Source organism: methane-oxidizing endosymbiont of Gigantopelta aegis, from assembly GCF_016097405.1.
Taxonomy (GTDB): domain Bacteria; phylum Pseudomonadota; class Gammaproteobacteria; order Methylococcales; family Methylomonadaceae; genus Methylomarinum.
Map to the genome: position 1 here is coordinate 1,402,600 of NZ_JAEHGD010000001.1, position 21,456 is coordinate 1,424,055.

18 protein-coding genes, 1 other RNA gene and 3 pseudogenes are annotated in these 21,456 nt (G+C 44.4%); 7 read left to right on the forward strand and 15 right to left on the reverse strand.

The genetic code is table 11. The annotated features are described in order from the left end of the window. Positions 1 to 23: 23 nt before the first annotated feature. Positions 24 to 260 carry a helix-turn-helix domain-containing protein gene (locus tag JEU20_RS07035; protein ID WP_198244515.1) on the forward strand — a complete coding sequence of 79 codons (237 nt, stop codon included), beginning with the start codon at positions 24 to 26 and terminating at the stop codon, positions 258 to 260. Then, positions 257 to 919, forward strand: coding sequence for a DDE-type integrase/transposase/recombinase (locus JEU20_RS07040; protein ID WP_198244517.1), 663 nt, complete (start codon positions 257 to 259; stop codon positions 917 to 919). Before JEU20_RS07035 ends, JEU20_RS07040 begins: the two co-directional genes overlap by 4 nt. A gap of 39 nt (positions 920 to 958) precedes the next feature. Here the strand turns inward: JEU20_RS07040 and JEU20_RS07045 are convergent. The 13 genes and pseudogenes from JEU20_RS07045 to JEU20_RS07105 form a co-directional block, all read right to left on the reverse strand. Next, a pseudogene (locus tag JEU20_RS07045) lies at positions 959 to 1,704 on the reverse strand (IS5 family transposase). A 186-nt stretch (positions 1,705 to 1,890) separates the two neighbouring features. Then, positions 1,891 to 2,049 carry a hypothetical protein gene (locus JEU20_RS07050; RefSeq protein ID WP_198246016.1) on the reverse strand — a complete coding sequence of 53 codons (159 nt, stop codon included), beginning with the start codon at positions 2,047 to 2,049 and terminating at the stop codon, positions 1,891 to 1,893. A gap of 509 nt (positions 2,050 to 2,558) precedes the next feature. Further along, positions 2,559 to 2,867, reverse strand: a complete 309-nt coding sequence (locus JEU20_RS15485; RefSeq protein ID WP_198244519.1) for a DUF3987 domain-containing protein — start codon at positions 2,865 to 2,867, stop codon at positions 2,559 to 2,561. Continuing rightward, on the reverse strand, positions 2,867 to 3,424 hold the full coding sequence (locus tag JEU20_RS15490; protein ID WP_281066800.1) for a DUF3987 domain-containing protein: 558 nt from the start codon (positions 3,422 to 3,424) through the stop codon (positions 2,867 to 2,869). The genes JEU20_RS15485 and JEU20_RS15490 overlap by 1 nt, the downstream gene beginning before the upstream one ends. Next, entirely contained in the window at positions 3,418 to 3,624 is a 207-nt protein-coding gene (locus JEU20_RS15495) for a DUF3987 domain-containing protein (protein ID WP_198244524.1), read from the reverse strand. Before JEU20_RS15495 ends, JEU20_RS15490 begins: the two co-directional genes overlap by 7 nt. Before the next feature lie 125 nt (positions 3,625 to 3,749). After that, positions 3,750 to 4,490 carry an IS21-like element helper ATPase IstB gene (istB, locus tag JEU20_RS07070; RefSeq protein WP_198244246.1) on the reverse strand — a complete coding sequence of 247 codons (741 nt, stop codon included), beginning with the start codon at positions 4,488 to 4,490 and terminating at the stop codon, positions 3,750 to 3,752. Continuing rightward, positions 4,477 to 6,022: pseudogene (gene istA, locus JEU20_RS15600) on the reverse strand (IS21 family transposase). The gene istB and the pseudogene istA overlap by 14 nt, the downstream one beginning before the upstream one ends. Before the next feature lie 194 nt (positions 6,023 to 6,216). Beyond that, a complete protein-coding gene (locus JEU20_RS07080; RefSeq protein ID WP_198244526.1) occupies positions 6,217 to 6,624 on the reverse strand; it encodes a hypothetical protein in 408 nt (135 codons plus the stop codon). A 2-nt stretch (positions 6,625 to 6,626) separates the two neighbouring features. Beyond that, positions 6,627 to 6,929 (reverse strand): CHC2 zinc finger domain-containing protein, encoded by a 303-nt coding sequence (locus tag JEU20_RS07085; RefSeq protein ID WP_198244528.1) that lies wholly within the window; start codon positions 6,927 to 6,929, stop codon positions 6,627 to 6,629. Further along, positions 6,926 to 7,138, reverse strand: coding sequence for a helix-turn-helix transcriptional regulator (locus JEU20_RS07090; RefSeq protein WP_198244530.1), 213 nt, complete (start codon positions 7,136 to 7,138; stop codon positions 6,926 to 6,928). The genes JEU20_RS07085 and JEU20_RS07090 overlap by 4 nt, the downstream gene beginning before the upstream one ends. 432 nt (positions 7,139 to 7,570) lie before the next feature. Beyond that, positions 7,571 to 8,782 carry a tyrosine-type recombinase/integrase gene (locus JEU20_RS07095; protein WP_198244532.1) on the reverse strand — a complete coding sequence of 404 codons (1,212 nt, stop codon included), beginning with the start codon at positions 8,780 to 8,782 and terminating at the stop codon, positions 7,571 to 7,573. A 162-nt stretch (positions 8,783 to 8,944) separates the two neighbouring features. Next, positions 8,945 to 9,322, reverse strand: a transfer-messenger RNA (tmRNA) gene (gene ssrA, locus JEU20_RS07100). Between the two features lie 79 nt (positions 9,323 to 9,401). Further along, the gene (locus tag JEU20_RS07105) at positions 9,402 to 11,567 is read right to left on the reverse strand and encodes a zeta toxin family protein (protein ID WP_198244534.1); all 2,166 of its coding nucleotides are present in this window, start codon (positions 11,565 to 11,567) and stop codon (positions 9,402 to 9,404) included. A gap of 340 nt (positions 11,568 to 11,907) precedes the next feature. On the opposite strand from JEU20_RS07105, the gene JEU20_RS07110 reads away from it, so the two are divergent. The 4 genes and pseudogenes from JEU20_RS07110 to JEU20_RS07125 all read left to right on the forward strand — a co-directional run bounded on the left by JEU20_RS07110 (position 11,908) and on the right by JEU20_RS07125 (position 17,210). Next, positions 11,908 to 12,921: a tryptophan--tRNA ligase gene (locus JEU20_RS07110; RefSeq protein WP_198244536.1), complete on the forward strand. Its 1,014-nt coding sequence runs from the start codon at positions 11,908 to 11,910 to the stop codon at positions 12,919 to 12,921. A 114-nt stretch (positions 12,922 to 13,035) separates the two neighbouring features. Further along, positions 13,036 to 15,798 (forward strand): annotated as a pseudogene (gene rapA / locus JEU20_RS07115) (RNA polymerase-associated protein RapA). 98 nt (positions 15,799 to 15,896) lie between these two features. Continuing rightward, positions 15,897 to 16,571, forward strand: a complete 675-nt coding sequence (locus JEU20_RS07120) for a transaldolase family protein (protein ID WP_198244538.1) — start codon at positions 15,897 to 15,899, stop codon at positions 16,569 to 16,571. Positions 16,572 to 16,667: 96 nt separating this feature from the next. Next, positions 16,668 to 17,210: an MASE1 domain-containing protein gene (locus JEU20_RS07125; RefSeq protein ID WP_198244539.1), complete on the forward strand. Its 543-nt coding sequence runs from the start codon at positions 16,668 to 16,670 to the stop codon at positions 17,208 to 17,210. Between the two features lie 70 nt (positions 17,211 to 17,280). Here JEU20_RS07125 and JEU20_RS15155 read toward each other — a convergent pair whose 3' ends face one another. Both JEU20_RS15155 and JEU20_RS15160 read right to left on the reverse strand, forming a co-directional pair. Beyond that, positions 17,281 to 17,778 carry an IS630 family transposase gene (locus tag JEU20_RS15155; RefSeq protein WP_245395143.1) on the reverse strand — a complete coding sequence of 166 codons (498 nt, stop codon included), beginning with the start codon at positions 17,776 to 17,778 and terminating at the stop codon, positions 17,281 to 17,283. Then, entirely contained in the window at positions 17,778 to 17,939 is a 162-nt protein-coding gene (locus JEU20_RS15160) for a hypothetical protein (RefSeq protein WP_245395144.1), read from the reverse strand. The genes JEU20_RS15155 and JEU20_RS15160 overlap by 1 nt, the downstream gene beginning before the upstream one ends. Positions 17,940 to 18,380: 441 nt before the next feature. Here JEU20_RS15160 and JEU20_RS07135 point away from each other — a divergent pair, with 441 nt between their 5' ends. Continuing rightward, entirely contained in the window at positions 18,381 to 21,437 is a 3,057-nt protein-coding gene (locus tag JEU20_RS07135; protein ID WP_198244540.1) for a bifunctional diguanylate cyclase/phosphodiesterase, read from the forward strand. Positions 21,438 to 21,456 lie beyond the last annotated feature (19 nt).

Consider the following 21,456-nt stretch of genomic DNA (forward strand, 5'->3'; position numbering starts at 1 on the left):
GGCAGAAATTAGCCTGTGAACTGGTGGGTATATCAGCTCGAACCTATCAGCGTTGGAACCGGGGAGAAGGACTCTCAGAAGACCTACGACTGCACAATACAGCGCCTGTGCACAATCAATTATCCGAGGCCATCAAGCAAGAAATCATCACCGTGATTAATAAACCGGAATACAGCGCTTTAACGCCGCATCAAATCGTTCCGAGGTTATTGGATTTGGGCTGCTATCTCGCATCAGAATCAACCTTTATCGTGTCATGAAAGCCCACAACCAGCTTAAGCACAGAGCTAAAGGAGCCGCAGGTCAGCATAATAAACCGCAGTCACTCAAAGCCACACAGGCCAATCAAATCTACTCGTGGGATATTACGTATTTATTAAGCCCCGTCAAAGGGCAGTATTTTTACCTCTACATGGTGATGGACATCTATAGTCGGAAAATCGTAGGCTGGCAAGTTCATGATGCCGAATCAAGCGCACACGCTGCTGATTTGATCGAAGATATCGCTCGCCGGGAAAACATCGACAAAAAGCAATTGGTGATACATTCTGACAACGGCAGTCCGATGAAAGGCGCAACATTAAGGGCCAAATTGGTCGATTTAGACATTGCCACGTCGTTCAGCAGACCTCGTGTCAGTAATGATAATCCTTATTCAGAATCGTTATTTAAAACAGTCAAATATCATCATACCTTTCCAGAAAACCCTTTTAAAACATTAAGCGAAGCCAGGAACTGGGTTGAAGCTTTCGTTTGTTGGTTCAACAATGAACATCAACACAGTGCGCTCAAGTTTGTAACACCCAACCAACGCCATAACGGCTTAGACAGCGCCGTACTCGAAAAAGAAAACGAGTCATCGAGCAAGCAAAAAGAGACAATCCAGAGCGATGGAATGGACGACAAACACGAAATTTAACGCCCATTGGCCATGTTTATCTTAGGGGCTGTTGCCATTTCACATAGGTAACCATAAAAGGCGCAAGCCAGAGCGATAGAGCCTTCAAAATTTCGTTTGAGTTTGTCATATCGCGTGGCGATCGCTCTGAAATGCTTAAGTCTTGCAAACACATTTTCAACGAGATGGCGATATTTGTAGAGACACCAATCCATTTCATCATTTCCCCGAGTTGAATTCTTTTTCTTGGGATAACAGGAACAGCCCCTTTGTCTTAATTTGAAGACGTAATGCTTCACTGTCATAGCCTCTGTCAGCAACTATATAGTCACCTTTTGGGAGCTCTGCAACTAATTTCGGTGCTTCTTTACAGTCATGAACTTCGCCGCCTGTCACTGAGAAATGAATAGGAAGACCACAGGCATCAACGGCCATATGAATTTTACTGGTGTTCCCGGCGACAGATTTCCCTATCGCTGTTTCTTGTTCACAGGCCGCACCACTACTATGCTGATGTGCTTTCACAATACTCCCATCAATAAATTCCCATTCCAGGTCTGGATCAACAACCAAGGCGTTAAAAATACCCATCAGTTTTTCTTTACGAGACCAGTCATTGAATCGTTTATATACCGCATTCCAATTACCAAAAGCCGTGGGTAAATCTCTCCAGGGACAACCTACTCGCAAGCGATAAAAATACCTTCGACTGTTTTTCGAAGACAAGGTTTGTCATAAATTCCCATTTTCAACATAATTATCTTCAGTTTCTCCCAAAGTTCATCCGTAAGCATTTGTCGGGGCATAGTTTGCTTGTTTTTGAGTCAAAATAAACAATCTATGTGGCGGAGTTATTGAATTTCAAGGGGATTTTCAAAACGGCAACAGCCCCTAATCCGGATAAGGAAAATTTCAACACAACAGAATGTCAAGCAGCTTAATAAAATTCATTTCGTAAATTATTGCAAAAAATGCGACAGGTTGGTTGACATTTAGCGCCGGGAAAAGGACAATACAAACACCACAAAATAAACCGTGGTCTCCACGCCATTAATCAATACGCCCCGAAGCTCCCCAGGGTCTACCTGACATTGCTCTCCGGGCACCATGTCTAGCACGGGCTGGTAGTACCGTTTTGATGGACAAGCCACCGTTTCTGATGATGGCCTGGCTGAAGTTGAAAAGTTATTCAGGTCTGAAATACGCTAGCTGTATATCTTTAAGCCCTATTTGAACTTTAAGCCTATTTGAACGAAGCGTGTCGCGCAGCCCAGTCGGCGCTGGAATTTAGCGACAGCCTCGGGGTCTGTGCGTTTCTGCCGTTGGGCGTTCATTAGTTCCAATCGGATTTTTTTTGATTTTTTCATGAGTTTTTTGAGTTTTGTTGATTAAAAAATTCCAAAATACCCCTACCTATCCCCCAACAAAACCCACAAAACCTAAAAATTGGGGTTTTGTAGGTTTTGTTGCGTCCTTACATTACGTTTTTGGGGAAAAATCAGGGTGTATCTGATAGATTGTAGAAGGACGGCCGCCTGTTTTTCCGGCTGGTAATCTTTTCTCACGAACATACCCGCACTCATCCAGAACATTTAACGCTTGTTTCACAACGCCGGTGTCCGATAGCCCAGTCCACTTATGCATGACAATATCGCGGGCTTTAAAACCATCGGATAACTTGCCTTGCTTTATCTTTTTTCAGGATGGTTTCAGCATTGACTTCATCCATCGACACGGCCGTGTTGTAAACCCGGATAGCGTGCTGTTCCAGATAATCAACCCAAAGCAGTGCCTTTTTAAGGGGTGCAGTGTCAATTAAATCTGTGTGGCTGGGATTGTCTGTCAAGTGGATGATTACTGCCAGACTCGGCAGTAAAGAAGCGTACTTACCTAGATGCTGTTCCATAACGGGATGAATATCATCACCTCGCAAGCGTTCTTGTAGCCTTGTGTACCAGTCATCAAACATCACTTGTGCATCAGGCGTAAAACTAGCCGGTTTCTCCCATCCTGCCCAGTTATCAAGGCGGGTAAAACATCAAGCGCTTGTTGTTTTACTTCGCCATCCCTCCGCTTGCGGTGTGGTTTGTAAGGGTGTGAGTCCGGCCAAACCATCAACTGAAAACGACTGATTAACCCGTCATTACCAGCACCACCACAAGTCGCTTGATTCAGGTAAGGGCGCAGGACACCGGGTTGGATATTACCCAGCATAGCCAAGCAGGTGCTCTCAATATCCACCGTACCGCGCCCAATCCGGTCGAATTGATAACGCTTTTTACCTTCAAAGCATTCCAGATAAAAAGCCCTGTCATTACTCCTGTCTTCGCGCTCAATGGTTTTCAAAAAGCCATAGATTTCATCCCGGTACAACATAATGCCATTGGGGTTTTCGCCTAAAATCTCGCCAAGTTTTTCGATAGTGCAATCATTCACAATATACCGCTTGCGGGTAGGTTTTTCGGCCTCTACGTTGTTTTCGCGTAGCATCTGTTCAGCCTCAGCAAACTTTTTATTTTTTACCAAACCGCGTGCAGTTTTTTAGCTTCATCCCGCCCTAGTTCAAGCAATGTGCTTTGTACTTCATACTCTTGTAATTCAGCTTCAAAAGTTTCTTTGGCTTTGATTTCAAGTTTTTCCAGTGGGCTTTTTCCTTCTTCAGCCAGTGGCGACTTAAACGCGCTCGGCCGCCCGACATTCAACCCCCAAAGGTTTGGGCACACCACCCAGTCTGCGTGTTGGTTTGGCGAGATATAGCCTTTTTACCGATAACAGCAGACAAAGTGTCAACGGCCAAAATAATTGAGCCAGTTTCGGCCATTAATATTGAGCCACTTTTCCAGAGAAATAGTTATTTGTTAAGTTTAGATTTCAGTCGATAACTTTCGCCTCCCAGCATAAAAATGTGTGAATGATGGATGAGCCTATCTACAATCGGCACGGCCACATTGTTGTCGAAAAAGAACTCACCCCAATTCGTAAATTCTTTGTTGGTTGTCAGGATGATTGAGCGGTATTCATAGAGCGCATTGATCAATTGAAACAAGTTGTGCATACCTTGTTTATTCATCGGTAGATAACCGAGCTCATCAATGATCAACACATCAAATTTGAGTAGCTGATTGATTTTCTTTTTCAACTCGCCTTTGAGTTCAGCTAATTCCAATATTTCCATAAGAGCCAAAGCCGTGTTGAAGCTGACTTTATAGCCTGCATCAATCGCTTTAAGCCCCAGACCAATAGCCAGATGCGTTTTACCCACACCTGGCGGCCCGATAAAGACGACGTTATCTCGATTATCAATAAAGTTAAAGTCACACAGGCTATTCATTTCACGCTTGCTGATCGTGGTCTGAAAGCGATAGTCAAACTCTTCCAGGCTTTTATGCAAGGGAAAACCTGATCGCCGTCTGTTTTGTTCAATACGTTTACTGTTGCGTTGATTTTCTTCATACTCAACCAGACTTTGTGCAAACTGTAGATAAGAACTTTCATTTGCCTCAGCTTGGCTTAATAACGGCTCAAGATGTTCTGCAATGGCTGACATGCGTAGGCTTCGGAATTTCTGGGTGACCTGATCAATGGATGACATGGCTCTCTCCTTGACCGCCAGGGTGGCCATTTAGCGCAGCATAATGCGCTAATGCACTATTACCCTGATTAACTTGATCCTGTGTGACTTGCTGACTCTGTGAGTCGTTATTTTCTCTGGGTTTTGTTGGAAAGCCAGCAGACGTTCTCTTAACCCTGTTGCTGTTAAGCGCGGTGTATTGATCAATCGTGATAAATGTTCTGCTTCAATAGCACCATATTGTTTGCAATACGCGCTGACTATTTGTTTAGCGCCCAAAAGCTGGTCTTTATATATTTTGGGTGAGGTCGTTTTAAGTAAGGCGCATAAAGCCTGAGTCTGCTCTGTGTCACCTAAAATGTGTAAAAGCTCAGCTTCTAAGTCTTTTATCCTCTGGGCTTTATCACGGTAATGATCGGTGTTCTTGATGACTTGACCTTTCTCGATGCTGATCAGGTGTTCAGCAATTTTGTTACCTGTTTCTAAATCACTGATGATTAACTGACCTGTTTCGGTTTTGACACCGACACGGGCACTTTGATAGGCCATCGGCACGGAGTATTTATTGGATTGCCAAGCGATAAGTCCTGTTTTATCGGCTTTACGTGTAGCGACAGTACTTGCTGAATAAGACGCTATACAGGAAGGTGTCAAATAAGGCTGCATATGAGCCTGTTCTGACTGATCATAATATTCTCTGGGTTTTTTACCTGTGCTGCCATGAACACGTTGATTAGCGGTATTATCCAACCAGTCAGAAAAATACTGTTCTAATTCATGCCAGCTGGCAAAGCTTTCACCATAGAGCCCATTGTTTTTGGCATACTTTACACCTGCTTCAACCTTGCCCTTGCTTTCTGGGTCATAGCCTTCACAGGCATGAATACGAAATCCAGCGGCGGTTGCATACTGAAAAAAAGCTGATTAAGGTTTAATTCCCTGAAGGTTTCACTGATAACCACCAGTTTAGTTTGATCATAAACACATTCCTCAGGCATGCCGCCAAAATAACGGAAGGCGACATCATGCTGTTTGATCAACATCTCGGTATTAATCGGCTTATTTGATAAAGATACATGCATTAAACGAGAATAAGACAATACGAAGACCATTAAATAAACGGTGGTTTCAACACCATTAATCATCACGCCACGCAGTTCACCGCCATCAACCTGACATTGTTCGCCAGGCACCATATCTATGACAGGCTCATAGTAACGGGCTTGCTTAAAACTGATTTCTTGCTTCAGTGCTTGAATATAGCGTCTGACAGAACGATCTGACACGCTCAGTGTTTCAACCTTGGCCTTCAGTTTACGTAACACTTTAACCGCTGATAAATCGGGATAGGTTTGCAGCAGTTGAATAATGTAGTCCCGATATTCATCTAGTTTCTTAGTTCTATCGGTATCGGACAATATCTCAGTAATTTCTGTTTCTGGCATGTTGAGATATTTACTGACGGTATTGCGAGAAACACCCAATTGTTTGGCAATCTTACGCTTCGATAAACCATTGCCTTGATTGTGTAATGCTTTGATCTGATGAATCACGATCCACTCCTTCATAACGTTCCCTAGATAAATAGAGGGACTGTTACAGCTTTAATATAAAAAAGAAAGTCTGGAAAAGTGGCTCAATATTAATGGCCAGTTTTGGCTCAGTTTAAATGGCCATTAACAACAAAGCAACCATCACCGACACGGCCATATAATCGGGTGCACTCGATATTTGTTTTGAAAAGTCATCAACCCATCATCTCGGTGAGTGCGGCCTGTGCTGCAAGCCAGCGCTCACAAGGCAATGGCATCATTAACGGCACCAAAACCCGCCAGCGTCGATTATCGGGCTTTGATGAGGCAGTGCTGTAAATGATGCAGGCAAACTCACTCCATAAAGCGAGTGTAAGCTTTTGTTTTATATCACTTAAAGACAAGTTGCCATCGTCAATATCCTGCCAAAGCATCGTCATTGAATCGTGCGCCAGAACTGCGGTTTTGGTTTTTTCGTTCGCCGTGTGCGGTGCAATGGCGCGCGCATCGGTTTTGGGCAGGGTGACTGGATTCTGCGCCATTTCGATTAAATCATCGAACGACAATCGTTTGCTGGAACGTGGTTGTGTTACGTTTTCGAATACTGTACAAATTTCACTCATTTTCACACACCCCACTCGTCGCTCAGGGCGCGCAGGGCTTCGATAAAGCCCAAGCCATACCGTCGCATCATGAAGGCGATAATATCACCGCCAGCCGCGTCACAGGCGAAGCATTTAAACGCACCTGTTTGAACATTCACGAAAAAGCTGCCGGGCTTATTGTCTGCGTGAAATGGGCACAGCTCTCCATCATTCCACTCGCGACCATTAAGTTTTGCGCCGGGCAGTTCATATTTGAAAAAATCTAACGGATGGATTGCGTTTTTGATATAATTAACATTGAGTGATTTGGTTGTCGCTCTCATTTTGCGGCCTCCTCATTTTTTGAGGGGGCGCAGTCGCGCTCGGCGATACGGGCGTTAAGCCATTGATTGACTTCGGATTCAAGCCAACCGCTGGAACGCGCAGAGAGTTTGATTTGGCGGGGAAATAGACCTCGCGATGCCATTTTATAGAGTTGGCTGCGTGAAAGGCCGGTTTGGGCGATAACGTCTTTGATTTTTAAGATTTTCATTTACTTTTGTCCTGTAAAAAGTAAATGAACGCGAAGCATAAAAATAAATAAAACAAAAAAAGTTTACTAATTTATTTATTTGGTTTATCATTCAACTGTGGATGATATTCATTGTCCGCGTTCATTTTTTATTGATGAATAATCAAAAGCTTCGTGAATATGCCGCCAAGCCATCACGAGGCTTTTTTGCGCTTGTCTAAAAAAGACAAGCGCATTATATCGCAAAATGACCATCAGTGTCTTTTTGCTTTGAATAAATCAGACACAATATATTGTGCCTAGCTTCAGGCTTAAAACACAATATATTGTGTTTTCTTATTATTCAACAACTTACCAAACAAGATAAAATTTTGTAAGCTATATCAATTAGTTGAGTGTGTTTTGCATAACCGGCAAGCATTGCCGGTGTGTGGGGCAAAATCCGCGCTGCAATCACTTGCCCGCAGCTTGTTTAAACGGAATGACGGTCGCGCCTTGCTTTAATCCGTCCAGATAGTCTGACCAAGCTTGCATCATCTTTGCGCGTTCCTGTAAATGTTCGGCGTAATTGTAAGCCGCCCGGACTGAGTCACGCTCAGAGTGGGCAAGCTGCCGTTCAATCGCGTCACGGTTCCAGCCCTGTTCGTTTAACAGTGTGGATGCCATTGAGCGGAAGCCATGCCCGGTCATTTCCTCTTTGCTGTAACCTAAACGCCTTAATCCTGCCAGCACGGTATTTTCAGACATTGGCCGGGTATTGGTGCGGATACTTGGAAAAACATATTTACCAGCCCCCGTCAGGGGTTTGATTTCTTCCAATATCGCGATAGCCTGCCGGGATAACGGCACGATATGAACCTGTCGCATTTTCATTTTTTCAGCCGGTATTTTCCACTCTGCATTGTCCAGGTCGATTTCTGACCATTCCGCTTGTCTGAGTTCCCCAGGCCGAACAAATACCAATGGCGCTAACCGCATGGCACACTTGCTGATAAAGTGGCCTTTGTAACCGTCAATGGCGCGTAAAAGTTCGGCTATTTGCTTGGGTTCTGTGATGCTGGCAAGGTGCTTTTTCTTGACCGGTGGTAATGCGCCTTTCAGGTCTTGGGTGGGGTCGCGTTCGGCTTTGCCTGTCGCTACGGCATAACGAAACACTTGGCTACAATTCTGCATGGCTCTGTGGACTGTTTCCAATGCGCCTCGGGATTCGATGCGTCGCAAGACAGCCAGTAACTCTGGCGGGGTGATTGTGCTTATTTGTCTTTTACCTACCCACGGGAAAATATCTTTTTCCAGCCGTGTCAGTATTCTGCCTGCGTGGTTTTCTGTCCAGTTGGGTTTGTGTCGATTATGCCAGTCACGCGCCACCGCTTCAAAGCTGTCAGAATCACTCATGCGTTTAGTGGCCTTTTTATGTTCGCAGGGGTCGATACCGTCAGTTATTTGCTCTTTGACGGTATCTCTAATCTGTCGCGCTTTTTTTAGAGTGATGGATGGATAAACGCCTATCGCATAAGTTTTGCGTTTTCCGTGTATGCGGTAATCCAGTCGGAAGTATTTACTGCCATTGGGTTTGACCAGCAAATACATGCCTTTTTCATCGGCGATTTTATATTGCTTGGCTTTTGGCTTAGCGTTACGGATGGCGGTGTCTGTAAGAGGCATGACGGTATCAACTCCGGGTTAATTAAATGTACCGTCATTTATACCGCCACAATTGACGGTATGTCAATGGATTCTATTGGACGCTATAAGACATAAAAAAAGCCATGAATCGTTATAATTCAAGGCTTTATGGACTTTCTTGGACTTGTCTGGAAGTTGAATTGGTGGAGGCGGCGGGAATTGAACCCGCGTCCGCAAGTACTCCGCCTTAAGGTCTACATGCTTGTCCCATGCTTTTAATTTAACTGATGACTACCCGATGGGCCAGGAAAATCATCAGCGATTCCGATTGGTTTTAACGCTTTCGACTCCGGACGAAGTCTAGGCGCGATCTTATGTAAGATGACCCCTGAATGTCCCGAAGGACTCTGCACGCATAAGCACATGCAGTCAGAGGAGTGGTGCTGTTTTTAAGCAGCTAAAGCCACTGAGTAGTTTTCGTCGTTTGCGAATACTTTAAAGTCAGTATGTTTTACGAGATGTACTGTCCTCGGCATGCACTCAAGGTTTTGCTACCTGCGTCGAAGCCAAGTCGCCCCCTAAGTCTGTCCATTATATGACAAATTAATTCGAAATAGTTCATTATTTTTTTAAATTTTTTCCAACAAAAATTATTTTATCAATCTTCACCTTGTAAACGGGTGATCCAAGGGGTATCGGCTAAAGGGTCGACGTGAAAGATCAAGGCGTCAGATTTATGCAACAAACCTTCTTCACCAGATGCATTGGGATTGAGTTGTCTTTTCTGAAGAAAGTCTATCCAGCGTTGACTGTTGTAAATGACCAGGCCGCGTAAACCGAATGGATTGCTATAAATTTGATAAGCCACATTATTTTCGGTAAAGCCAGGGTTGCGTTGAATCAATGATAGCAATTTCTGTTGGTGATGTCCTGCTAACTTTTTAAGAAACGAATCGGGGTGTTCAAGGATTAATGTTTTTAAAAAAGGTTGGAGTGAATGTTGGGACTGATGCTGTTGTAACGCATTGATTTCTCGTTCAGACAAGGTAAAACTTTCAGCAACCAGGTAGTGCTGGTCAATATTGCCATCATTGGCAAATAAGGTGATTTTTTCAAGGTTTGGATCTTCGACGGCGGTTAGAAACGAACGCGGTGCGCGGATATGTTTATCGATGGTAATGACCCAGGGTAAGGCACGGCCGGTACGTTTAAAGCGTTCTTTGACGCTTTCGATAACGCCGCAGCGTGAGAGTTCTGTTTCGCGCCCGTGTGGTTTGACCAGAAAAGCATCGACTGCAGTAATTTGAGTATGGAAACCAGCGGCCTTGAAATCCTGAATAATAGTGGAGTAGCGCGGTTGATAGGGAATCCCTGTGCCATCGTAGAGAATATTGATGCCGGCTTCCTTGGCGTGTTGTGCCACCATATCCCGTAGTCGATTGGCAAAGGGTTCTACATAAACATAGTCGTCACTGTGGTGGTTGGCTGCGGTTAGTACATTGTATAGATCACTTAATTTACGGAATTCGTCCAACGAGGCAATGACATAGTTGTCTCCGCATTGAGCGGTAGCAATTTCTTCGACGGCTGTTTTTCCTGCGCCGGCCCCACCCATGCTCATGAATAATTTAGGTTTTAGGACGGGAATTTTCCCTTCAAATATTTTTTGTCGGGTATTGATTAAGATACGCTGTATGCTACAGAGTCTGTCATAGGCGATTTCAACGGTTCGTTCCAGGCGTTTATCACCATCGGCGGCGGCAAGCAGACGTTTTTTAAGTGGCTCGTTATTGGCAACTTTAAACAAATGCTTTTTATCGCCTTCACATTCTTTTAGAAGATCCAGAAACTCCATGTGGCTGGGGGTGCGTAGGCCGGTCAGCATATTGACATCCAAGCAAAATAGAGGGGCAACACCATCTTCTCGAATGGGGATACCATCAATCAGGCGTTTATCTGGATGTCGGAGGTATTCTGTACCAGGCAGATAGCCAATTATTTTTTCGGCAATACTCAAAGGACTGTCGGCTAGGTGTTTACCTTCGCTGAATGGATCTTCAGTAATGCTATTCACTGGAACTAGTCCGCCGGTCACGGTGACTAAACACAGCACACCATCTTCTGTGGTATGGGATAGAAACGGAATGCCGGATAGAAAATATTTGTTTTCCGGCCAGGTGCCGTAGCTGTTAGCTTTGTTTGCCAAGGTTTTATTGCAGACTGGATCTAAGGCATGTTGAAATGCGAGGCTGATTTGCTTAAGGTCGCTATCTGGGCTATGAAGAATAACTGCGTCGCCTTTGGCCAGTCGTCTAAAATCAATACCGGCTTCGTAAACAGCTTTAAAGGCCGGCAAGTGTCCTAGCGTGCTCATAAATAAATCAAGTGTAATGCGATTGCCATAGGAAAATGGCCGTACATGTCGCATTTCCTGATAAAAACGCGCCAGCCTGTCAGCAATATTTTCGGTATAAATGACAAAACCGTTATTGTCGAATATCGCGGTGTCTTTGTTTTTCTGGCCATCAAGCACCAACTGGCCAATGGTGTTACGAAAGCGTTTTCGAGTGGTGGCGGAAATAATGATTCCTGGTCGGTGATTGACACTGGCCTGGTCTTTCCAGTCATGAAAAATATCCCGATGAATACGGGTGAATAACATAGTCAGATAGGTGACACGCTTGGTTTGATCATGTGAAACGGTTGCTTCGGCTTCGCGCGACAAGGTGGATAAAAGGTGTGTGCCTTGTAAGATAGCCAGCGTCGTTCTGAGTTTTTTTAACTGGTTGGCGGCGGGAAATTTCTTATTATCATTATTATTCATACGCTTATCCTGTCAATCTGTAACCTGTTTGGCTTGAGTATTGTAACCTACTGGACAGGATGAAAGCGTTTAAATGCGAAGAAGCTAGAGCAGGGTGGTTTAGGCTATAATTATCGGTTAAACGTAATTAAAGACTTAAGTGTTTACTCAATAGTGTGCGGGCATGTTAGTCCGGTTGCGGTCAATGAGTTACCCAGCCTTGTCATTGTCGTGTCATGAAATTATTTATTTTTTATCAATAGCTTATGTTATTAACGATAAAGCTAGGTTAAGCTGATGCTGTCTTTTATTTTGTGAACTCTTTTTTGCATTTTGTAACTTAAAAATTCAAGGATAATTTATGAGCAAGTCCATCGTTCTTACAGGAATTACCACTACAGGAACGCCCCATTTGGGCAATTATGCCGGCGCGATTCGGCCCGCAATTGCCGCCAGTAAAAATGATGATGTCAGGCCATTTTATTTTCTGGCTGATTATCATGCCTTAATTAAATGTCATGAACCTGAACGAGTAAAACAATCGAGCCTAGAAATAGCGGCAACCTGGCTGGCTTTAGGGTTAGATACCTCCAATGCCGTGTTCTATCGTCAGTCGGATGTGCCTGAAATACTGGAATTGACGTGGATGTTGACTTGTGTAACAGCAAAAGGTTTGATGAATCGGGCGCATGCTTATAAAGCCGCTGTGGCCGAAAATGAAGAAGCCGGCGGTAAGGACCCGGATAAAGGCATTACCATGGGCCTGTTCAGTTATCCTATTTTAATGGCGGCCGATATTTTAATGTTTAATGCCAACAAGGTACCGGTTGGAAAAGATCAGATTCAGCATATTGAAATGGCACGCGATATTGCCAGTCGATTTAACCATATTTATGGTGAACATTTTACCTTGCCGGAAGCTGTGGTGGAGGAAAATGCAGCAACATTGTTGGGATTAGATGGGCGCAAAATGAGTAAAAGTTATAACAACACCATCCCATTGTTTGAAAATGAGAAAAAATTCCGTAAATTGATCAATAAAATCAAAACCAACTCCTTGGAGCCTGGCGAGCCTAAAGACCCAGAAGGCTGTACTTTGTTTGGGATCTATCAGGCATTTGCCCGTGACTCTGAAGTGGCTGAGATGCGTCATCGTTATGCCGAAGGCATTGGCTGGGGTGAAATGAAAAAGATTTTATTTGAAAAAATAAACGAAGAAATCGCACCGGCACGGGAGCGCTATCAGGCTTTATTAGATGCACCTGAGCATATTGAAGAACAATTGCAAGAGGGCGCACAAAAGGCACGAGCGATTGCAACACCATTTATTCAGGAACTTAGAGAAGCTGTAGGCATTTCAAAAATCACAGCCTAAAACGCTATTCATCCTTCGGTCATTACTTAATAACACGGGGTACACAAAACTTATGGATACAAGGAGACTTTCTTTTGGCCACTTTCCATGGCAAGGCTGGGTTAAATGACGACTATGGTTCCTGGGCAACGTTGGATGAGTAATACCGAAGCAGAATTAGGCTTGGGTCTTATTCTGGAGGTCGAATTCAACCGGGTTACCGTGTTATATCTGGCGACGGGTGAGCGACGAGTCTATGCTAAGGCCAATGCGCCGTTGACGCGTGTACAATTTTCGCCGGGCGATAGCATAGAATCGATCGATGGCGAAAAAATCAAGATTGATGCCGTTCAGGAGCAAGATGGTCTTCTGATCTATATCGGTAAAAACGAAAGCGGGGATTCTGTCACGCTGGAGGAAATGGATCTGAACCCCCATATTCAGTTTAACAAGCCGCAAGATCGTCTGTTTAGTGGTCAATTCGATTCACCCGCCTGGTTTCAATTGCGGTATGAAACCTGGCGGCGGCAGGAAGCGTTTCAGCAGTCATCGGTTAAAGGATTACAAGGCGCTCGAGCAGCGCTGATTCCACATCAGATTTATATTGCTCATGAGGCCGCTAATCGGATTCAACCACGGGTTATGCTGGCCGATGAAGTTGGTTTAGGTAAAACTATTGAAGCCGGGCTGATTATGCATCACCGGCTACTGAACGGGTTGAGTAAGCGTATTCTGGTTATTGTACCGGATGCCTTGTTGCATCAGTGGCTGGTTGAAATGATCCGGCGCTTTAATTTACGTTTCAGCCTATTTGATGAAGAACGTTGCCAAGTGGCCGCAGAAGTGGGTGAAAATCCATTTTTAACCGAGCAGCTCGTGTTATGTGGGCAGGGGTTTCTAGCGCAACATCCTAAGCGACAACAACAGGTTCTGGATGCGGGCTGGGATATGGTCGTGATCGATGAAGCCCATCATATCGAATGGGATGAGCAGAATCCTAGCGCTGAATATCGTTTTGTTGAAAACCTTGCCTTATCCACGCCTGGCCTGGTTTTACTGACAGCGACGCCAGAACAGATGGGGGCAAAGAGCCATTTTGCCCGCTTAAGATTATTGGATCCAGACCGGTTTTATGATTTTGAGCAGTTTCAGGCCGAACAGAAACAGTATGAGCCAGTTGCTGAAATTGCCCATCGACTGCTGTCCGATAGCGCTTTGACGATTGATGAAATTGACACGCTGCAACAACTTATTCGTCATGATCACGCCGAGAAATTGCTGGCGCAAGTGAATCAGGCCGATGATATCAGGGCAGTGCGGGATGAATTGATTCAGTTGTTGCTTGATCAGCACGGAACCGGCCGCATTTTGTTTCGTAATTCTAGACAGACCGTCAAAGGTTTTCCTGACCGGCAATGTCATGCTTATTCTTTGTCGGCAAACGGGGCAGCTGTGGAAGATGTTTATCAAGATTGGCTGCTGAAAAAAATAAAACAACTTGGGTCTGAAAAAGCCTTGCTGATCTGTCACAAGGCGGAGACAGTCGTCGCACTGGAAAAATGGTTGCGGGAAAAACACGGCATTGCCGCCGCCGTTTTCCATGAGGGCATGAGTATTGTCGAACGCGATCGGGCAGCCGCTTATTTTGCTGACCCGGAATCGTCGGCTACGATACTGCTCTGTTCGGAAATCGGTAGCGAAGGTCGAAATTTCCAATTTGTGCATCATCTGTTGTTATTTGACTTGCCGGATAACCCTGATTTATTACAGCAGCGCATAGGTCGCTTGGATCGTATTGGCCAGACCCATGTGATTCAAATTCATATTCCGTATATTGAAAACAGCCCGCAGCATGTCTTGTATCGCTGGTATCACGAGGGCTTGAATGCCTTTCAGCATAACTGCAATGGTGCCGCGCAAGTACTAGAACAGGTGCAGCCAGAGCTATAGCAGGCATTGATGCAAGCCGACAACAGTGACTGTGTTGAGACACTGATTGCAAAAACACAGCAGGTGTTAAAGCAGGTGGAAGAACAATTACACAAGGGTCGAGACCCTTTGCTGGAATTGAATTCATGTCGTCCCGAACAAGCCCGGCAGTTGATTGAAGCACTGAAAAAGCGAGAGCTCGATGGCTCTTTATGGCCCTATATGGAGCAAGTCTTTGATTGTTATGGCATCAATACCGAATTTCATTCCGCCGATTGTTATATCCTGACGCCGACTGAAAATATGCGGGAAGCACATTTTCCGGGATTGGAAGATGATGGTGTTACTGTCACTATCAACCGCGACATTGCGTTGGCGCGTGAAGATATGCAGTTTTTGACGGATGAGCATCCAATGGTGATGGCAGCAATGGATAGGGTATTGTCCAGCGAAACTGGAAATGCTTCGGTTGCCGTGATTCAACATCCAGCGTTAAAAGGCGGGCAATTTTTGTTGGAGATGTTGTTTATCGTTGAATGCAGTGCACCGCCCGTATTACAAATCAGCCGGTTTTTACCGCCCACCCCAATTCGGATTTTAATTGACCAGAACCAGAATGATCGTAGTGATGAAATCAGTCATCAAAGTATGATTGACACCGGTGACCGTTTTGACAAACAACAAATTGCTCAGTTTTTGAATCATCAGCGTGAAGTTATCAACGCCATGATACGTCTGGCAGAGCAGGAAGCAGAACGCAGAATGCAGGTACTGATTGATGCAAGCTGTCAACAATTATTGCTGACATATCGGACAGAAATCAAACGCCTGACACGCTTGAAGCAGGTGAACCCTGGCATTAAACAAGACGAAATCGAACAGCTCAAAGAACTCGCTTTGTTGGGGCATGATAATATTCAACAGACGCAGTTGAAACTCGATGCCGTTCGTTTTGTGATTACAAAATAAATCCGAACTATTGTTTTGGCGTTATTCCAATATAAACCGAATGAGGTTTTGCGGTGTAAAGCGCGTCAATTAAACCTATTGCCTAACCAATATAAAGCATGTTTGAACTTTACCTAGACAGCGCCGATGTGGCGCAAATCACCCATTTTCAACAATTTTTACCGCTAAAAGGGATAACGACCAATCCAACGATTCTGGCACGCTCAGGCTGTGGTGTGAATGCACTACTTGAGCAAGTCACACAGGTCATGGGGCCTGTGGCACGCTTTCATGTGCAAGTCGTCAGTCAAACGGTTGAAGATATTGTAGATGAGGCGAAACAATTAAACGCCTTGCCCTACGATATCGTGGTTAAAATCCCGGCGAATGAAAACGGCCTGGCGGCGATTCGGCACGTCAGCGCCAATAATATTCCGGTTTTAGCGACAGCAATTTATACCGTCCAACAAGGCTTTATGGCGACGTTAGCGGGAGCGGACTATCTGGCTCCGTATGTCAATCGCATCGAAGCCAGTGGCGCAGATGGTGTTGAAATGGTTGGGGATTTACAACAACTGTTACACATGCATCGGCCCGAGTGCAAAATTTTGGCTGCCAGTTTTAAAAGTATCCACCAGGCTATGGCTGTGATTCAGACGGGCATAGCCGCCATTACTTTACCTTTGGATGTGGCGACCCAGCTTCTAAGACACACGGGGACAGAAGCGGCCATCAAGCAATTTAATCAGGATTGGCAGCACACATTTGGCGATAAAAAATCATTTCAAAGTTAAGTGTTGTCAATTTAGTGTGCCAAATCTGCTCTATACTTAAGCCGGTACAGTCAATTTACTGAGCAGAATAAAAATAACCCACAATTGCCCTGAATTATGAAAGTTTCAGCATTACCGAATTTGTATCAATGGTTTATCCGAAATAGTGCTGTCGCTGTAGGGTATACCATACTGGGTTCTTTCAGTATCTATTTATCGGTGTTATCAGGCTATGTCAGTCCTTTTTGGCCGGCGGCTGGCTTGGCATTGGCGGCGGTATGGGTTTATCGCAGTAAAATTTTGCCCGGTTTAGCATTGGGCATTTTTTTTGCTGACTGGTTGGCTTTTAGCACTGATACGGGTAAATTTTTTAATGAAAATTTAGCCATCGCTTTGTTGAGTGCCGCTGGCAGTTTGTTACAGGCTGTTATCGGGGTGCGGGGTATTGAATATTTCAATGGCCGGAATAATCCATTGCTTGACGATAAAAGTATCTTGATTTTTTTGGTCGGGGGAATGTTAAGTTGCCTCATCGCGCCTGTTTTTGGCGGTGTCGGCTTGGTAATGTTTAAATCCATCCCCTGGCAAGATGTGATTGATTTGAGTTTTATACTCTCCGCACATGAAAATAGAGCAAACCATCATGCACCGATAATTTGAAAATTCTCAGTTAAAAGTGAGCGCAAATTGTCGACATGCTTTTCTGGCTCAGAAAAGAATGTCTCGCAGGCTATTTTGAATTCTTTGAATGTTTCATAATACTGGTCATATAAGATTTCTTGAAATATCGCCAGTACCGTTCAATCAAATTAAGATTCGGCGCATACGGCGGTAAAAACACTAATTCAATTCGCGACATTTCAAGAAATTGTCTGACAGCCTTTGATCGGTAGTAGCGTGCATTATCGCAAATGATGTAAATAGTCCCAGCCTTCGGGTAACGTTCTTCAATCGCCTTACAAAGATCAATCGTTGCCTCGCCATTGATGGTGTCATAGAAGCGGCAGACAGTATCCAGAGAATCGATATTGACTGCACCGTTGACATTGAGACGTTGACGCCCGGTATTACTCTGAATCGTGAATTCCACACCACGCTTAATCCAACCACAAGCCATTACAGGATTATGTTGTGGATGAACACCATCCATGAACAATATCAAGTCTTCGGGCTGCTTGTCTTCCTTTAGTTGTTGATATTTCTCAAGGAACTCAGTTGGGCTTTGCATTAGCTTTGCCGGGTATCAGCTTGGGCTTTTATAGACATAACCCAAGCGATGCAGCAGGCTGTCACACCGCGTTCACTATAGCGAACCTGCCAACGCTCTTTAATGTAAGCTGCAACCGATTTAGCGGTTAAGTGAAGATTTTTCTGCAGATATTCATCCAACTCGGTCGCTTCTGAAACCGATAAGAAACTGGCACTTCCAACATGCTGAGTTTGTAGGAGTTTAGCAAGACCACCTTTCTTATATTTTCGATAGTAGGTACGGATTGTACGGTCAATGAGAAGTGCTTCGGCAACGTTTGTTGCTGACCAGCCTGAACCTAAAGAATGATGGCTTTAACTCGGTCTGCATCACGTTTTCTCGAAGCTCACCATGGCTTCGCGCAAATCGGCTAATTCAGTCTCTGGAAGGGTGTAATTCGACATGGCCTTATTTTATATATTTCACTCCATTACGTCATCTTTTTATGCTAAATTCTCATTTGCGAAGAGTATACGTGGTGGGTAGGTGATAGTTTAGGCGTTATTGTCTTTACGCCACTGTTACTTTGCTGGATTGGTCAGCCTGAAACGGTCTGGCGGCAGCGTATTAAAATGGTCGCATTGCCGCTGCTGATAACCAGTATTCTCTTGTTTGCTTTTTTCCAGGTCAGTACGGTCCTCGAACAAAAGCGTCTGTTTGCCGTGTTTCAAAAAAATAGTGCGCGTGTTTCCACTGTTTTGCGAGATAATTTTTCTGACCAGGAAGCATTAACTGAATTTATCAAGAACTTTTTTGATATTGTGCCTGAGGTGTCAGCCCAGAACTTTACGACTCTGGTTAAACCGTTATTGGCTAAAAATTCTTATATTCGTGCGTTTGAATGGATTGAAAAAGTCCCAGCTTTTAAAAGATCGCAATTTGAACGCGACTTAAATCTTAAAATTACAGAATGGCGTCAATCCGGGCCACCTGTACCTGCGGCAGACCGGGAGGCGTATTATGTGATTCGTTATCTTTACCCGGTCGAAAATAATTTGGCTGCCTGGGGGTATGATGTGGCCTCATACCCAGTTGCACAGAAAGCACTGTATGCGGCGCGTGACTCAGGGAGAACCCAGGTCATTGCACCGGTTAGATTGATTCAGACCAAACGGCCTAAAGCCGGCGTAGTATTTTATGCGCCGGTTTATGCTAAAGGCTATACACTAAAAACCGTAGAGCAGCGGCGTAATGCGTTTTTAGGTGTCGTGGCCACAGTTTCAGTGATTGATGATATGCTGAGCGATTTTTTTACCCAGTGGCCAAATCTTAAGCTTTTTGTGCAGATTACTCGAAAAGGCCAGCCTATTTATCAGAACTATACACATGAAGATCTGAAAGTATTAAATGACTTTAAAACAACTGATACCATTCAGATTGCAAATCAAACCTGGAATATTTCCTATTTTCCCGCGCCATCTTTTGTCGAATCGGTACATATTTATTTTTACAACCTGATTATTATCGGTTTTATCTTCGCGACATTAGTGACAGCCGGTGTATTGATGCTGACAGGACGCACTCTTCGCACCGAACAACTGGTTAAATCGCGAACGCGGGAACTGGCTGAAAGCGAACAAAAGTTCCGGGCTTTAATTCAATCACAACAGGCGGTTTTTTGGCAGGCAGATACAGAGAGCTTTCAATTTACCTTTGTGAGTGAGCAGGCCAGGACTATTTTAGGGTATCCGCCAGACAAATGCCTGGAACATGATTTTTGGCTAAAAACCATGCACCCGGATGATCGGAAATGGGCACCAGCATTTTGCCGGGAGCAGACTGAAGCCGGAAAAAGCCATCAATTCGATTACCGTATGCGGCATGAAAATGGTCATTTTATCTGGGTCAGGGATATTGTCACGGTTGAAAAAGACGCAGGCCAGAATCTGACACGTATGATGGGGGTGATGGTTGATGTCACCGAATATTATCACATTGAAGAAGAATTGCGTTTTAAAGAACGCAAATACAGAACCTTATTTGAAAGCAGTTTTGAAGCCTTGATTATTTTCGATGTTGAGCGCTTTAAAATTGTCGAGGCGAATGCCAAAACATTGCGTTTATTTGGGTTACCTAAGCAGGGCCTGGAAAGGGTGGATCCTATGAGTTTTTCGCCCCAGTTTCAGGATAATGGGAAACCTAGTTTACAGATGGCGCAGGAGAAAATGGCCGAAGTCATTAAACAGGGACGGGTTGAGTTTCAATGGACCCATATCAATGCAGCAGGTGAAAATATTTTATGTGCCATCAATATGACATTGCTGCCTTCATTGGGTGATCAGTTGGTGCTTATCAGTATTCGCGATATTACTGAACAAAAAAAATCGGAACAGGAGATTGCTGAACTCGCATTTTATGATGCGTTGACAGGGTTAGCGAATCGGCGCCTTCTGTTAAATCAACTGCAAACTGAAATCATCAGTGCCAAACGGAATAACGTCTATGGTGCTGTGATTTTTATGGACTTAGATCGATTCAAGGTTTTAAATGATTCCTTAGGCCACCATGTTGGCGATGAATTACTCAAACAGGTCGCAGGCAGAATTCAATCAGTATTACGCGATGAAGACCTGGCAGCGCGTTTAGGTGGCGATGAATTTGTTGTATTGATTCGGCCGCATGCGCAATCACAGGATCAAATTCAAGAAGCGTCACATAAAGTGGCCGAAAAAATTCGTAAAGCATTGGAGCAACCGTATTTTATGGGTGAATATGAGCATATTTGTTCATCGAGCTTTGGAATCAGTATTTTTCCAGAAGAGGGTGTGTCGGCAAACGCGATATTACAGCAGGCGGATAAGGCTATGTATGCGGCTAAGGAGCAAGGCCGCAATGCGGTGTGTTTTTACCACATCACCATGCAGCAGCAAGCCGATGAAAGGCTTTTTTTGGAGAAGGAATTACGCAGAGCGCTAAAACAAAATGATTTCACTCTGGTGTATCAGCCACAGTTAGACAGGGATGGCAATGTGCATAGCGCCGAGGCATTGATTCGTTGGCAGCATGCCGAAAAAGGTGTCATTTCACCGGCGCAATTTATTCCATTAGCCGAAGAGACTGGGTTGATCATCGAAATCGGCGAATGGGTGCTCAACCAGGCTTGTCAGCATTTAAGACAGTGGTCAGAGCGCGGGATTTTACTGGATCATGTTGCGGTCAATGTCAGCGCCCGGCAATTTTCTCAAGCTCATTTTGTGGAAAGTGTACGGCAGGCGATAAAGCGCTCTGGCATTCCAGCGTCGGCCCTGTTTATCGAACTCACAGAAGGGATCTTGCTTAAAAATATCCATGAAACAGTCGAAAAAATGCGTGCCTTAAAAGAAATCGGGGTAAAAATATCCATCGATGACTTTGGCACCGGTTATTCTTCTCTGGCCTATTTAAAATCATTGCCACTGGATCAGCTCAAAATCGATCAAAGTTTTGTGCGTGATATTTTAATCGATCCGAATGATGCGGTGATTGTCGAAACGATTATCCATATGGCCAACAACCTGCAGTTAGAAATTGTGGCCGAAGGGGTAGAAGATAAAGGGCAGAAAGAATTTTTAGAGGCGCGTGGCTGCGAGATTTTTCAGGGCTATTATTTCAGTAAACCGTTATCGGTTGAGGCCTTTACTCACTATATCATGGCCTAGCAGAATACTGACAGACACC